13 protein-coding genes are annotated in these 15,759 nt (G+C 32.8%); 3 read left to right on the top strand and 10 right to left on the bottom strand.

Translation table 11 applies throughout. The features are described from left to right. Window positions 1-95: 95 nt before the first annotated feature. The 3 genes from ACWNT5_RS19790 to ACWNT5_RS19800 form a co-directional block, all read right to left on the bottom strand. Window positions 96-1,961 (bottom strand): ABC-F family ATP-binding cassette domain-containing protein, encoded by a 1,866-nt coding sequence (locus ACWNT5_RS19790; RefSeq protein WP_456518365.1) that lies wholly within the window; start codon window positions 1,959-1,961, stop codon window positions 96-98. A gap of 61 nt (window positions 1,962-2,022) precedes the next feature. Next, on the bottom strand, window positions 2,023-3,612 hold the full coding sequence (lnt, locus tag ACWNT5_RS19795) for an apolipoprotein N-acyltransferase (RefSeq protein ID WP_456518366.1): 1,590 nt from the start codon (window positions 3,610-3,612) through the stop codon (window positions 2,023-2,025). A 90-nt stretch (window positions 3,613-3,702) separates the two neighbouring features. Beyond that, a complete protein-coding gene (locus ACWNT5_RS19800; protein WP_299609296.1) occupies window positions 3,703-4,791 on the bottom strand; it encodes a putative type IX sorting system protein PorV2 in 1,089 nt (362 codons plus the stop codon). 126 nt (window positions 4,792-4,917) lie between these two features. Between ACWNT5_RS19800 and ACWNT5_RS19805 the strand changes: the two genes are divergently transcribed. Next, on the top strand, window positions 4,918-5,682 hold the full coding sequence (locus ACWNT5_RS19805) for a CDP-alcohol phosphatidyltransferase family protein (RefSeq protein ID WP_456518367.1): 765 nt from the start codon (window positions 4,918-4,920) through the stop codon (window positions 5,680-5,682). A gap of 157 nt (window positions 5,683-5,839) precedes the next feature. On the opposite strand, the gene lptB is transcribed toward ACWNT5_RS19805, so the two are convergent. From lptB to ACWNT5_RS19825, 4 genes are all read right to left on the bottom strand, one after another. Next, window positions 5,840-6,586, bottom strand: coding sequence for an LPS export ABC transporter ATP-binding protein (gene lptB, locus ACWNT5_RS19810; protein ID WP_456518368.1), 747 nt, complete (start codon window positions 6,584-6,586; stop codon window positions 5,840-5,842). 67 nt (window positions 6,587-6,653) lie between these two features. Next, window positions 6,654-7,004, bottom strand: coding sequence for a carboxymuconolactone decarboxylase family protein (locus tag ACWNT5_RS19815; protein ID WP_299609310.1), 351 nt, complete (start codon window positions 7,002-7,004; stop codon window positions 6,654-6,656). Then, a complete protein-coding gene (tatC, locus tag ACWNT5_RS19820) occupies window positions 7,001-7,837 on the bottom strand; it encodes a twin-arginine translocase subunit TatC (protein WP_299609312.1) in 837 nt (278 codons plus the stop codon). The genes ACWNT5_RS19815 and tatC overlap by 4 nt, the downstream gene beginning before the upstream one ends. Further along, complete coding sequence (locus ACWNT5_RS19825; protein WP_299609315.1) at window positions 7,837-8,802, bottom strand: KpsF/GutQ family sugar-phosphate isomerase; 966 nt, start codon at window positions 8,800-8,802, stop codon at window positions 7,837-7,839. The genes tatC and ACWNT5_RS19825 overlap by 1 nt, the downstream gene beginning before the upstream one ends. A gap of 233 nt (window positions 8,803-9,035) precedes the next feature. On the opposite strand from ACWNT5_RS19825, the gene recQ reads away from it, so the two are divergent. After that, entirely contained in the window at window positions 9,036-11,240 is a 2,205-nt protein-coding gene (gene recQ / locus ACWNT5_RS19830; protein ID WP_299899936.1) for a DNA helicase RecQ, read from the top strand. A gap of 85 nt (window positions 11,241-11,325) precedes the next feature. Here recQ and ACWNT5_RS19835 read toward each other — a convergent pair whose 3' ends face one another. The 3 genes from ACWNT5_RS19835 to ACWNT5_RS19845 form a co-directional block, all read right to left on the bottom strand. Then, complete coding sequence (locus ACWNT5_RS19835; RefSeq protein WP_299609319.1) at window positions 11,326-12,531, bottom strand: hypothetical protein; 1,206 nt, start codon at window positions 12,529-12,531, stop codon at window positions 11,326-11,328. A gap of 214 nt (window positions 12,532-12,745) precedes the next feature. Further along, window positions 12,746-12,916, bottom strand: a complete 171-nt coding sequence (locus ACWNT5_RS19840) for a hypothetical protein (protein ID WP_456518369.1) — start codon at window positions 12,914-12,916, stop codon at window positions 12,746-12,748. A 115-nt stretch (window positions 12,917-13,031) separates the two neighbouring features. Then, on the bottom strand, window positions 13,032-13,772 hold the full coding sequence (locus tag ACWNT5_RS19845; protein WP_456518370.1) for a LytR/AlgR family response regulator transcription factor: 741 nt from the start codon (window positions 13,770-13,772) through the stop codon (window positions 13,032-13,034). A 107-nt stretch (window positions 13,773-13,879) separates the two neighbouring features. Between ACWNT5_RS19845 and ACWNT5_RS19850 the strand changes: the two genes are divergently transcribed. Further along, the gene (locus ACWNT5_RS19850) at window positions 13,880-15,736 is read left to right on the top strand and encodes a tetratricopeptide repeat-containing sensor histidine kinase (protein ID WP_456518371.1); all 1,857 of its coding nucleotides are present in this window, start codon (window positions 13,880-13,882) and stop codon (window positions 15,734-15,736) included. The last annotated feature ends 23 nt before the right edge of the window (window positions 15,737-15,759 follow it).

Consider the following 15,759-nt stretch of genomic DNA (forward strand, 5'->3'; position numbering starts at 1 on the left):
AAGGGGGAATGAACCCCATGTTGATTTGTAGATTTTACTAAAAAAAGAAAGTAAGATTTAATTTTGAATAGCATGCTTACAATAAATAAGATGTGTTATTCCATTTTTTCGGATAACTCTAGCCAACGCATTTCTTTTTCTTCTATGCTATCAATAATATCTTTTAGTTTAGCAGATTCCTCATTGATTTTATCTTCATCTAAATTACCACTAGAAAATAATTCTTCTATTTCCTTTTTTTGTAACTCCAGTTTTTTGAGATCACGTTCTATACGACTATATTCTTTCTGCTCGTTATAAGATAGAGCGCTTTTATTATCCTTTTTCCAAGAAGTCTTTGGTTTTGATGCTGGATCATCTGTTTTAACTTTTTCTGGAACTCTACTGTTTTCATAAACTCTATAGTCAGAGTAATTTCCGGGGAAATCTTCGATAACTCCTTTGCCTCTAAATACGAATAAATGATCCACAATTTTATCCATAAAGTAACGATCGTGAGAAACCACTATTAAACATCCTGGAAAATCCAAAAGGAAATTCTCCAATACGTTTAAGGTTACGATATCAAGATCATTTGTTGGTTCGTCAAGGATTAAGAAGTTTGGATTTTGGATAAGAACAGTACATAGATATAGTCTTTTCCTTTCTCCACCACTTAGTTTTTCTACAAAATCATATTGCTTTTTACGATCGAATAAAAAACGCTCTAACAATTGTTGCGCAGAAATTTGACGTCCTTTTTTCAAAGGAATGTAATCACCAAACTCTCTAATCACATCAATTACTTTTTGCCCTTCTTTTATAGTAATACCTCTTTGTGTATAGTACCCGAATTTTACAGTTTCGCCAATTACTATTTTACCTTGATCGGGAGTAATGGCACCAGTAATCATATTAAGAAAGGTAGATTTGCCAGTTCCATTTTTACCAATAATTCCAACACGTTCACCTTTTTTGAAAACGTATTCATACTTATCTAGAAGAACAAGATCGTCGAATTTTTTGGAAACTTTATGGATTTCCAGAATCTTGCTTCCCAGACGTTCCATATTGATTTCTAATTGTACCTCATGATCATTTCTTCTTTTATGAGCACGTTCTTTGATTTCATAAAAATCATCAATACGGGATTTAGATTTGGTAGTACGCGCTTTGGGTTGGCGTCTCATCCAATCTAATTCTTTTTTGTAAAGTTGTTTAGCTTTATTGGTTTCTATTTCTTCATTCGCTATTCTAGCTTCTTTGTTCTGTAGATAATAGGCATAATTACCTTTGTAGCTATATAATCTTCCGTTTTCTAATTCTACAATTTCATTACAAACATTTTCTAGAAAATAACGATCATGAGTAACCATAAAAAGAGTAAAATTCTCTTTGGCAAAGTATTCTTCTAACCATTCGATCATTTCTAGATCTAAATGGTTTGTAGGTTCATCAAGATATAATAACTCAGGTTTGCTAAGTAAGATATTCGCTAAAGCTAATCTCTTTTTCTGCCCACCAGATAGTTGACTAACTTTTTGCTGTAGGTTTTCGAGTTTTAGTTTAAAGAGTATCTGCTTGTATTGTGTTTCAAAATCCCAAGCATTTAAAGCATCCATTTGTTCAAAAGCTTTTTGGTAAGCTTCTGTATCATCTGGATTTTGTAATGCTTTCTCGTACGCATTAATAACACGTAAGGTGTCATTATCTGAAGCAAAAATAGTTTGTTCTATAGTAAGATTAGGATCTAAATTGGGCTCTTGAGGTAGAAACGCTACTTTTAAGTTTTTTCTATATACTACCTGACCTTCATCTGGTTCTTCATCTCCTGCTACAATGTTTAGTAAGGATGTTTTACCAGTTCCATTTTTAGCTACAAAACCAATTTTTTGCCCTTCATTAATACCGAACGATATGTTGTTAAATAGCACTCGTTCTCCAAAAGATTTTGCAATATTTTCTACTGATACGTAATTCACCTGATAAAGCTTGGTTATGATTTGAAAATTTGCAAATTAAGTACAAATATTGGATTCTGCTTTATAGAGCCGTAATTTTCTTTCTTCGTCTTGTTACCGAGAATAGAAAAATAAAAATCATAAGAAAAATAGCAACTCTTGCTAGATAGTCGCCAGCTCTAACATAGAAAGTAATTTTTTTATTGGTAGTAAGAGTACCTTTTAATACTCCTTGCTGGTTATATGGTAAAGACGAGACAATATTTCCAGTTTGGTTTATAATTGCAGAAATACCAGTGTTTGCACTTCGGGCAATACTTCTTCTTGTTTCTATTGCTCTTAATTTAGCATAAGCCAAATGTTGTTGATGTCCTTGTGTAACACCCCACCAAGCGTCATTAGTGATAATTGCTAAGAAATCCGCATTATTTCTTACATAACCTGTAACAAATTCTCCGTAAACGCTTTCATAACAAATAATTGGAGCGGCGCCTAATCCTTCTTTTGTAAAAAAGACTTCTCTATCTGGTTGGGTAGTTTTCTTAGCTACAGTACCTCCTAAATCAATCATAGCATCACCAACAATTGGTTTAAAAACACTTTGATATGGAAAATTCTCTACACCTACTACTAATTTACTTTTATGATATAGCTCATCTGTACCATCAGGCCTTACTAAAAATGCAGAATTATAGTCATCATAAAACACACCACTTTTATGTTCATTTGTTTGTGGACGAACTTGAGCTGGATCTCTAAAAACATCTAATAAGGAAATTCCGGATAGAAAATTAGCTTTTGGATAATTTTGCACAATTGCACTAGCAGTCTTTTTTGCAATAGAATTCTTAAATGTTTTTAATCGATTATTATCAGCAAAAACGGTTTCTGGTGCGATAATAAAATCTGTGTTTTCCGTTATTTCTTTTTGAGAAAGAGAAGTTAACAATGCACCCACACGATCATCGCTAGTATTATATTTTTCGGTGTATGGGTTTATGTTTGGTTGTAGAATAACAACTTCTACCTCTTTACCATCTTCTTCATAGGTTTTTAGAATAATAAAAGAAATTATTATTGGAATGATAATGATCAATCCATTTCTAAGACCCGCTTTGTATAAAATTGACTTGTCTTTATGTTCTAGAAAAAGTAATATGCTTTTGTAAAGACCTATGTTTACAATCCAAATCCAAAGGGTACCTCCAAAAGTTCCAGTATACTCATACCATTGTATCCATGAAGTAAAACTAGCAAATCCATTTCCTAAGTTAAGCCAAGGCCAGGAAAACTGCCATTGTAAATGAAGGTATTCAAAACTCATCCATATACAAATGAGAAAGATAGTTCCAATAAAGAAAGAGGCTCTTCTTGCCACGATATGATACAAAAGAAATACCAACGCCATTATAAGCGTATTTACAATTTCTGCAAACCACATTCCAAATGGAGTAGAATTATAGATCCACCATGTGGTAATCATATTCCAAATAAATAGCGATAGAAAAGCAAATCCAAATACTTGAGATTTATGATACTTATTTGATCTGACTTTGTATTCAACAATTAATAAAGGAACAAAACCAAAAAAGAGAAATAACGGGAAACCATAAGTAGGCCAACCAATAGCAAGCAATAAGCCTGATAAAATGACAAGTAATATGTTCTTCATAAAAGATGTTATGTCTTAGAAACGAAATTAAACTTATTTCGTTACAAAACTGAAACCCTAAGCTAAAAAAATGTTATGATAGTATAAAGGCTATCTAAAAAGACTCCAATCTACTTTTATAGAAAATACATTAGAATAAATAGCAGCACTTTGATCGCCGATGTCTGTGAGTGCATAATCTACCTGTATGCCTTTATATTGAAAACCAATTCCAAAATTTGGTTGAAAACCTACGTTATCGGATCCATCAAATTGCTCAATATTTTGGAAATTACCTACACCTCCGCGAAGGTAAACGATTTTAGCATAATCTAATTCAAAACCAAAAGCAGGAGTAACACTAATTGCGGAAGATGAAATAATATCATTTGTTTCAGCAAAACGTACATTCATATCCAATTCTGTGTTTAGACCGAATTTTGTTCCTATATCAAATTTTCTGGCAGCTCCGAATTGAAGTTTAGGAATCGTTATTTCTGTAGTTTCTGGTAATTCTTGATCTCTTATCTGTGGGATTTGATCTTCATCAGGAATACCATCTCCGTTAAGATCGCCAATAGCAAATTCTTCAACACTCCAGGCATTAAAAGTGGTAGTGATATCTCTAACCATTACTCCAAATTGCCAGTTGTTCTTTTGATATTGTAAAGCAGCATCGAAACCGAATCCCCAAGAAGAGGCAAAATCTCCAATAATACGTCGGATTACCTTGGCATTAGCACCATAACTTAGACCTTCTATGGGTAGTTTTCTCGAATATGAAAATGTGAAGGCATAATCTGCCGCTGAGAATAAATTAATTCTTGTATAATCAATGTTACCATCTGCATCAACCAAGCTAGTAGTATCAAGAATATCATCAACCCCAAAACGAATTAAAGAAAATGCAATAGCACTTTTTTCGTCTAAAGGCATACCAAAAGCTAAGTAGTCGTAATTAGCAATATTAGCGAAGTATGCCGCATGCATAAAGGAAACCTGATTGTCTTCTAAATTGATCAATCCAGCAGGATTCCAATATCCAGAATTCACATCACCAGAAGTAGCAACAACAGCATTGGCCATACCTAACGCTCCAGCATCTACACCAATATTCAAAAATTCATTGGAATATTTACGAGTTTGAGCTGAAGAGAAAAACACAGACAAACTAAACAATGCGATTATAATTCTTTTCAATTCTAGCAATTTTTGACAAATATCTTACTATTTTTCAACATTATAAACTTTATTTACGATTTCATATTGTGTAGCCCTTGTTAATAGACGGAAATAGTTTGCTATTTTTACACAAAATTTATCCATATGAAGCTGAAAAAGCAAATTCCTAATATCATTACCCTTCTTAATCTTTTGTGTGGCTGTATTGCTACAATTTTTGCTGTTCAGGGAGATTTAGAGCTGGCTGCTTTATTTGTAGTGCTTGGGATAGGATTTGATTTTTTCGATGGATTAGCGGCTAGGTTACTAAAAGTACAAAGTGAACTTGGATTACAATTAGATTCACTAGCCGATATGGTAACAAGTGGATTAGTACCAGGTATTGTAATGTTTCAATTGATGGCAAAAGTATATAATGTCTCTTCAGATCAGGTGCTAAGATATCAGGTTTATGATGAAGATTTTATAGAAGGTTATGCAGAGTTTTTACCTATTATAGGCTTGCTTATTACGTTGGCTTCAGCATATCGATTAGCAAAGTTTAATATCGATACGAGACAGACGACTTCATTTATTGGATTACCAACTCCTGCTAACACTTTGTTAATTATTAGTTTGCCTTTAATTCTTAGTTTCAACTCTGCGGAATGTATTGCTGATGTTATTTTGAATCAATGGTTTTTAATAGGTCTCACATTGGTGAGTTGTTACTTACTCAATGCCGAAATTCCATTGTTTGCTTTAAAGTTTAAAACATGGGGTTTTCAGGAGAATAAAATTAGATATGCTTTCTTAGTAATAACGATTTTGTTGTTGGCATTTCTTCAATTCACCGCGATACCTGTAGTCATATTGCTATATGTTTTGATGTCTTTGATTTTAAAGGAAGGAAAAACCGATTCCTTATAACGTAAACTACTATTTTATTTTTGATCAGCATAATCCTATAAATTCTAAGGGATTATTAGTTCAATTAAAAATAGGGAAGCAACACATTTTAGTTTCAGATATGGAATTTGAAATCAAAAAATGTAGTCCAAGGCTTATAGATTAGTCTTATAAGTAACTAGGAATCGAAATCTATTTTCTTTTTTCTAAGCTCGAAATTTTGACCAAGATAAACTTTACGAACCATTTCATCTTCAGCCAGTTCTTCAGGAATTCCAGCTTTTAGAATACTTCCTTCGAACATAAGGTAGGTTCTGTCAGTAATTGCTAAAGTTTCTTGTACGTTATGATCTGTAATCAGAATACCAATATTTTTATTTTTTAACTGGGCTACAATTCGTTGAATATCTTCTACGGCAACTGGATCTACCCCAGCAAAAGGTTCATCTAATAAAATAAAATTAGGATCTGTCGCTAAGGCTCTAGCTATTTCTGTTCTTCTTCGTTCTCCACCACTTAATAAATCTCCTCTGTTCTTACGAATATGACCTAAACCAAATTCTTCAATCAGAGATTCCATTTTGTACAACTGTTCTTTTTTAGAAAGTTTTGTTAACTGTAAAACACTGAGGATATTATCCTCGATACTCAATTTTCTAAAAACAGAAGCTTCTTGTGCTAGATAACCAATCCCATTCTGAGCACGTTTATACATCGGAAACTTTGTAATATCGGTACTATCAAGTGATATTTTTCCTCCATTTGGTTTTACCAATCCTACAATCATATAGAATGAAGTTGTTTTACCAGCTCCATTAGGACCTAATAAACCTACAATTTCTCCTTGATTTACTTCCAGAGAAATCCCTTTTACTACTTTTCTTCCTTTATATGATTTTATTAAGTTGTCTGCTGTTAACTTCATATTCTGAATGACTTCTTTCTATATTGGATGTTGCTAAAATAAGCGAATAAATTGACTAAGAGCAATGTTATGAGTTTTGCTCCTCCAAAGCATCCCAAAATTCATATGCTTTTCGTAAATGCGGTATAACGATAGTTCCTCCAACTAAAGTCGCAATACTTAAAGATTCTACCACTTCTTCTTTGGTTAAACCTTCTTTATAACAGGTTTCTAAGTGATATTTTATGCAGTCATCACATCTAAGTACAGTAGATGCTACTAAACCTAAAAGCTCTTTTGTTTTTACATCCAACGCACCTTCCATGTAAGCATTGGTGTCTAAATTGAAGATTCTTTTAATAATCTTATTGTTATCTTCTAGAATTCGAGAGTTCATTTTCTCTCTATATTCATTGAAATCGTCTACTATGGTACTCATTTGGTTTGCGGAATTAATTTTTTGTTTTGTCTTTTGACCACTATTTTAGAAATAATAATACTTACTTCGTATAAAATCAATATTGGAATTGCTACAATCACCTGACTCGCAATATCAGGAGGAGTGATTACAGCGGATAAAATCAATACAATTACTAATGCGAATTTTCTGTATTTCTTTAAAAATTGAGGAGTGACAAGCCCAACTTTGGTAAGAAAAAACATAATAACAGGCAGTTCGAATATCAATCCACAAGCAATCACCGAAGCTCTTACTAAGGCGATGTAGCTATCAATATCAAACTCATTTAATACTTCTGCACTCACCTGATACCCTCCTAAAAAGTTAATTGATAATGGAGTGATAATATAATATCCAAAAAGTACACCTAGAAAAAATAGACAAGAGCAGATAATGATGAACCCCTTAGAGTATTTTCTTTCTTTGTCATATAATGCAGGAGCAATAAACTTCCAAAATTCGTATAATACATATGGGAAAGCTGCTATAAAACCAGCAGTAATAGATGTCCAGATATGTACCGAGAACTGCCCGGCTACTTTTCTACTTTGTACACTAAATGGTAACTCTTGGAAACATAAACTTTCATCTAAACCTAAAAGTTTAGAAAGATTGCAAAGCCCTTTGTAGGTAGGGAAATCTGGTTTTTTTGGACCAAAAATTAACACATCAAAAATAAATTCTTTAGCAATAAATGCTACAATTGCTGCTATCAGAACGGCTACGGTAGCTCTTATTAAATGCCATCTCAATTCTTCAAGATGATCCAGAAAAGACATGGATTGTGGATCTTTTGTTATCTTCTTTCCCATTATAGTATTCCTTCTCTCATTAGGTCATGAATATGTAAAAGGCCAGCATAGTTGCCTTGTTCTTCTGCTAATAATTGTGATATTCCGTATTCTTCTAAACGATCAAGAGCGTCTACTGCCATCGCATCGATATCAATACGCTTAGGATTAGGAGACATAATATCCTTAGCAGTTAATCCTGCAAAAGAAGTATTTGTGGTCAACATTCTTCTTAAATCTCCATCCGTGATAATACCTATGATCTTATTATTGTCGGTAACGGCTGTGGCACCTAATCTCTTTTCGGTCATTTCTACGATTACTGAATTGATATCAGAGTCTGGACCTACTTCCGGTTTTTCGTTTTTAGAAACGATATCTTGTACTCTTAGGTATAATTTCTTGCCCAATGCGCCTCCTGGATGATATTTTGCAAAATCCTTGCTAGAGAAACCCTTAAGGTGTAATAAAGATACCGCTACGGCATCTCCCATAACTAATTGCGCGGTGGTACTTGTAGTTGGTGCTAGATTATTAGGACAGGCTTCTTTTTCTACATATGCGTGTAGTACAAAATCAGCTTCTTTTCCTAAGAAAGACTCCTTGTTTGAAGTAATGCCAATTAAAGTATTGTTAAAGTTTTTAATTAGGGGAACTAGCACCTTTATTTCAGGAGTATTTCCACTTTTAGAAATACAAATAACCACATCATCTTTCAGGATATTACCCAAATCTCCGTGAATAGCATCTGCAGCGTGCATAAATACAGCGGGAGTTCCCGTAGAATTCATGGTAGCTACTATTTTTGAAGCAATTATGGCGCTTTTTCCGATCCCAGTAATGATTACTCGTCCATTAGAATTATGAATGGTATTCACGGCTTCAGCAAATTCCTTGTCGATAAGTTGTTCTAGATGTGCAATGGCTCTAGCTTCTTCATTAATAGTTTGTTGCGCGAAGGAAATAATCGTATCGAGGGTGTTCAAAATTTATAAAATTTGCGTGTTATAAATAAAGATTTTAGTATCTTTAATTATGCAAAGGTATAGAATACCTTATGAATATTAAATAATGCTGAAAAAAAGCTTTCTAAATTTTAGTTTGCTTATCTTTGGTAACTTTTTAAAAAAGAACAATCCACTAAATCTGAATTGGGGAAAAAGGTTTATGTGATAGAATTATTTTTAATTTAATTGGTATATAAAAGTTTGACAATTTAATGAGTTTGAACAAAACTGACTTACAAGGAGCTTTAAAAAAGTACTTTGGGTTTAGTCAATTTAGAGGATTGCAGGAAAAGGTGATAGAAAGTATTTTAAACAAAGAGAATACTTTTGTAATCATGCCTACAGGTGGTGGAAAATCCCTTTGCTACCAACTTCCTGCCTTAATGTGCGAAGGAACAGCAATTGTAGTATCTCCGTTAATCGCATTAATGAAAAATCAAGTAGACGCCATTCGTAGTATTTCTTCCGAAGAAGGGATTGCGCATGTGTTAAATTCGTCCTTAAACAAATCTGAAGTAAAAAGAGTAAAGAGTGACATCGTTAACGGAGTTACTAAGTTACTTTATGTTGCTCCAGAATCATTAACCAAAGAAGAATATGTAGACTTCTTAAGGGAACAAAAAATTTCTTTCTTGGCGGTAGATGAAGCACATTGTATTAGCGAGTGGGGACACGATTTCAGACCAGAATACAGAAATCTTAGAAATATTATCAAAAGAATAGGAGAGGATATCCCCATTATAGGATTAACAGCCACAGCTACTCCCAAAGTACAAGAAGACATTCTTAAGAACCTTGGGATGAGTAATGCGCAGACCTTTAAAGCCTCTTTTAATAGGCCTAATCTTTTTTACGAAATACGTCCAAAAACTAAGAACGTCGATGCTGATATCATTCGTTTTGTAAAGCAAAATAGCGGTAAAAGTGGTATTGTATATTGCTTAAGCAGAAAGCGCGTAGAAGAGTTAGCTCAGACCTTAGAAGTGAATGGAGTAAAAGCAGTTCCTTATCACGCAGGTTTAGATGCCAAGACTAGAGCAAAACATCAAGATATGTTCCTTATGGAAGATGTGGATGTAGTGGTAGCAACGATTGCTTTTGGGATGGGGATTGATAAACCAGATGTTCGTTTTGTGATTCATCATGATATCCCTAAAAGTATCGAAAGTTATTATCAGGAAACTGGTCGTGCTGGACGTGATGGAGGAGAAGGACATTGTTTAGCTTATTATGCCTATAAGGATATCGAAAAGCTAGAAAAATTTATGAGTGGAAAACCTGTTGCCGAACAGGAAATTGGTCATGCTCTATTACAGGAGGTGGTTGCTTTTGCAGAAACTTCTATTTCCAGACGTAAATTTATTCTACATTATTTCGGAGAAGAATTTGATGAGGTAACGGGAGAAGGAGCGGATATGGACGATAATGTTCGTAACCCTAAAAAGAAGCACGAAGCAAAGGATGAGGTACAACTATTATTAAAAGTTGTAAATAAAACTGGAGAAATATATAAGTCTAAAGATCTTGTAAATACACTCATTGGGAAAAGTAATGCTCTTATTATTTCTCATAAAACCCATGAACAGCCATTCTTTGGAACTGGAAAATCAAAAGAAGATAAGTACTGGATGGCATTGATACGACAAGTGTTGGTTTCTGGATATTTGCGAAAAGACATAGAGACGTATGGAGTGATACGTATCACCAAAGAAGGAAGAGAATTTATCGAGTCGCCTGTTAGTTTTATGATGACAGAAGATCACGTGTATGATGAAACCAAGGATGATTCTATAATTACCGCAGCGAAATCAGGAGGAAAAGGAGGAACAGACGAGCAATTGGTTGGAATGCTAAAAGATCTTAGGAAAAAGGTTGCAAAGAAACTAGGAGTGCCTCCATTTGTGGTATTTCAAGATCCTTCTTTAGAGGATATGGCACTTAAATACCCTATAAGTATTGAAGAATTAGGAAATGTACATGGAGTAGGAGAGGGAAAAGCTAAGAAATACGGAAAAGAATTTATAGCGCTTATCGCTAAATATGTGGAAGAAAACGATATTATGCGTCCTGATGATTTTGTGGTAAAGAGTACAGGAGCAAATAGCGGTATCAAACTATATATTATTCAGAATGTAGATAGAAAATTGCCATTAGATGATATTGCTGCTGCTAAAGGAATGGACATGCCAGATTTTATAAAAGAAATGGAAGCGATTGTCTACAGTGGTACAAAACTAAATATCAGTTATTGGATAGATGAAATATTAGACGAAGATCAGCAGGAAGAAATACATGAGTATTTTATCGAAGCTGAAAGCGATAAAATTGATACTGCGATTGAAGAATTTGATGGTGATTATGATGATGAAGAGTTACGACTATATCGTATTAAATTTATCAGTGAAGTAGCAAATTAGAAGATTAAATTTTATATAAGTAAAAAAGGATTATACTAATTGTATAATCCTTTTTTGTTTTTTTATTTTATGATTGTTTTTGTGCCTAAAAAATATTGAAAGAAACATAAAGACTAGAAGTAGTAAGCTCTGAATCTGGTATTGCAGTACTTTTAGAAATGTTTTTGGGAGAGTATTGTCTGAATCCAATCTTTAAACGACCAGATCCAATACCACCTCCATAAAAATAATCTGTGGTTGTGTTTTCTAATTCATTCTCCATAAATTGAGTAGCTTCTGTGCCGATATTAAAATCTACAGTAAGTCCTCCTTCCAGGAAGAGCTCAAATTTAGGACTCAAATAAATATGGAATCTTGGTCCTACAGCAACGTTAATACTTTTATAATCTAATTCGAATTCACTGTTAGAAATAGCAAAATCCCTACCATCCATTGTAAATGCTTTATAGGTAGATTCTAAAAAGAAACTTAAATCTACTTTAGAAAACGGAATAAAGGTTTCTATAAAGACTCCATAACGAGGAGCAAATACATCATCATAATTTACATCGCCTGCAGGACCAGCAATAGAACCATGAGTAAATCCTGTTAGATCAACTGCAGCGACCACACCAATTCTTGTTTGGTTAATTTTTTTACGGATGATATATTCAATTTTATTGCCTTTGCATTCATTATATTTTTTAAAATATCGTTTAAGATCTCCTTGCGTATAGGTTAATTTAGAAGGATCTTGATCTCCACATTTTATTTTTTTAGCTAATTGTTCTTGGTAGGTATTATTTTCCTGAGGAATTACTTTTTTTCCTGGTTTTTTGCTTTCATCAGGAGTATAGAAAACCTTGTATAATAACAGTTCTGGGTATACTGTCTCAGGATTGGTATAGAAAAAACGATGCACGTCGTTTTTTGAGTATTGATACAGCGTTGTTTTACTTTTTAAGATGGTTCTTAAAAAAATCTTTTTATAGGTAAGATCTGGATCTTTGTATTTGGTAGACTTTCCTACGGTATCTCCGTTAAGATCAAATTGTAAAATGTACCTTTTGTAAACGTAATCTTCTCCAACCCCAAATTCTTTTATGTTTTCGATGGTAGCAGTTTTAGAACTAGAAGAAATGTTTTTTTTCCATTGGAATTCTGTTGGGTTGGTTCTCCAAGGAAGTTTTTTGATTAAGCATTCGGTACGTTTTCCGTTATTATCTACAAAATAACCCGCTTCATAAATGCTCTGTGCCTGCATAGTGGTTATAAAAAATAAACCAACTACAATACTAAGTAAAGATTTCATGTGTGTGACGATCTGAGTTTGCGCAACCACAAATATAGCTTTTTTGGAAAAAATCAAATGCTTTGATGTGGAAATAAGTTTTTTTGAAGATCAGAGAGTCGGTAATGATTTTTTGAGGAAAAGAGTTTTAATCGATAGGTTTAAAAGAATAATATTTTCTGTTTACCGACTTCATTCCTCCTAATAATTAGGAGAAATGAAGTTTTTTACTGGATTAGCAAGCACCTGTAGGAAATCCGCATAATTGATTTCCAGTAATTGGATCTTCCCATAAAATCTCATAACAGCTACCACATTTGTTAATTCTAGAACCTCCTTTAATAGATTTTTGTTCAGTTTTGTTGATTGAAGATACCCCTTTTGAGTTTAAGATGTTTTTAATCATTGTTTTGTTTTTAAAAATTATTAATTCTTGCTCTAAATTAGTAGCGAATAAGTTTTTTTAAAATCAAAAAAGTGTAGTAGTAAGTTTAAAAAATGTAAGCGTAGCTGATATGAGTTTAAGCGAAGTTTTTGATTAGTTCGGTAAGTTGCGGTCTGGTTCTTACAGATACACTAATTCGTTCTTTATTAGTAAGTATAATAGCTTCTTTTTTATAAATCGAATGAATATGATTGATATTTACCAGAGTTGATCGATTTGCACGAAAAAAACCTTTAGTTTCTAATAGGCTATCGTAATATTTAAGGGACTCAGAGGATAAATAGGAAGATTTTTGAACCATATGAAAATAACAGTAGTTACCATCTGCAACACATTTTAGAACGTCTTTTAAATGAATAACGACATGCTCTGATCCAGTATTTAAAAACAGTTTAGAGTCCAACATAAATTCCCTTAATAGTGTATATTTCTGTTTAGAAAACAAACGTTCTTTCAGTTTTATATATCGATGTAAGGTGGTGCGCAGTCTTTCAGGTTCAAAAGGTTTGGTAATGTAATTTAGGGTATGGTATTCCAGGGACCTCTCCATATGTTCGCTATGTGCAGAAATAAACACAATTTCGAAATCATGTGTCTGTAAGTTATCTAGAATATCAAAGGCATTACCATCAATTAGTTCAATATCCATAAAGACCAATTCAGGGTTTTTAACTTGTATATTATGAACGGCATCTATTACATTATCATATATCCCTTGTATCTGAATATTAGGAAAGTCTTTTTGTAATATTGAAACAAGAAATTCCTGAGCGTCCTTTTCATCTTCAATTATTATTGCCGAAATCGAATTAATCATATTTTTGCCTATCGATATTAAATAACGTACACACAAATCTAATTCTTTTTAATTTAAATAGAATGTCTAAAAAAAGGTGCTTTCTTATTCTTGTTTTGCTTTTTTCTATGAAAAATATAGCTCAACAAAGAATATATACCCAATCAGAAATTGACAGTTTTGAAATTAATCCAAATACAATAGAGAAACAGATAGAGTTTAAACGGATGTTGCAATCTGATTCTGAGCTCACGGGTTGGGTACGCTATTACCGCAGAAAAAGTCGATATTTTTTGGGTAAAGGTGAATTGGATTCTACTTACTATTATGGTATAAAAGGTGTTGAAAGGTTTAATAGTCTTGGAATTGAAGCTCCCATTGAAGAAATAAATCTAAAAGATATCTATTTTTATCTCTCGTATATTCTTACAAACAGAGATAGAAATTATAGAAAATCCACAGAGTACTTACTAAAGGCAATCGATATTTCAAAAAAGTATCCGACATCGCGAGTAGAGACCAATTCCTATTTATATGCTTATTTAGCAAGCAATTATATCAAAATTGGAGAAAAAAAGAAAGCGTTGCAATTTAGATTACAAATTGCAAAAGATACCGCGTTTATGGCTGTTCCAAGAGAAGCTGGAGCAACATACAATCGTATTGGGCTCTTATACTTTGATCAGGGTAAAAAAGATTCTGCAATACATTACTATAGAAAAGCGTTGAAGACCTATTTAGAGAGCGATAACAAAGCAGGAATTAAAAGTATGTATAACAATATTGGGAACTATTTTAAAGATCAAAATCAAATAGATTCTACTTTGTACTATTTCAAAAAAAATAAAGTATTACATGAAAATTACCCAGATGAGAATTATGGGTATATGGATTTGTTTATAAAAACTAATAATGCTTTTGTATCTATAAAAGAGGGTCGTCCTAAAAAAGCATTACCTGCTTTAACTAAGGTTTTGGATTCTTTATACAAAATACCTAAAATTGATGATGAAGTGTTAGGGTTACACGATGACGCTTTAGATTACTTAGTGGAGGTATATAGGAATCTAAATCAAAAGGAAAAGGCTATTGAAACGATAAAACAAAAGGATCTTTTTTTTAGAAAGTACCATCAACAAGTATTAGATGAAAAACTTAGAGAGCTCAACATTGCCTATGAAGTAAAAGAAAAGGAAGAATCCATTGAACAATTAGAAGCCGTAACGGAGGAACAACAGGTTATCATAAAGCAAAGAAATATTATAACTTTAGCATTATTAGGGATATTAGTGTCGATTATCGGAGTTGGAATATTGTTGTTTAGACAACGTAAACTGAAGAGTAAGTATGAAACTACCAATCTAAAACAACGATTGTTACGATCACAGTTAAATCCTCATTTTGTATTTAATGCACTAAACACAGTAAGTAATTTAGTGAATAAAAAATCCGAGCATACCTTACAGTATATCTCTAAATTAAGTAGTTTAATTCGGTTGATTCTCAAAAATTCCAGAGAAGAGTTCATTCTTTTCGAAGATGAGTTACAGTCTATAGAAGATTATCTGGAATTAGAATCTAATTTTTCTCAAAAGTTTACCTATACAATTTCAGTTTCAGAAGATATAGATATAGAAGAAACCTTTATTCCCCCTATGTTTATTCAACCTTTTATAGAAAATTCGATTCAGCATGGATTACGAGGTGTCGATGACGGTCTTATTAAGATAGTATTATCTAAAAATGAAAAGGAAGGTTTGATCCAGTGTCTTATCGTAGATAATGGTGTGGGTATTACAAAATCTTCAGAATTTAAAACTAAAGTTGATCCAAAACATCAGTCTTTTTCTGGTAAAATTATTAAAGAACGCTTGCAGATTTATGCGAAGTCATTAAATAAAAAAACAACTTTTACTGTTGATCAAATTCCGGAAGGAAAAGGTACTGAAGTTAAAGTGATATTGCCTTATTTAATAGATACTTGATTTTTCTTTTATTTCTAAGAGAA

Source organism: Aquimarina sp. 433 (assembly GCF_054054605.1).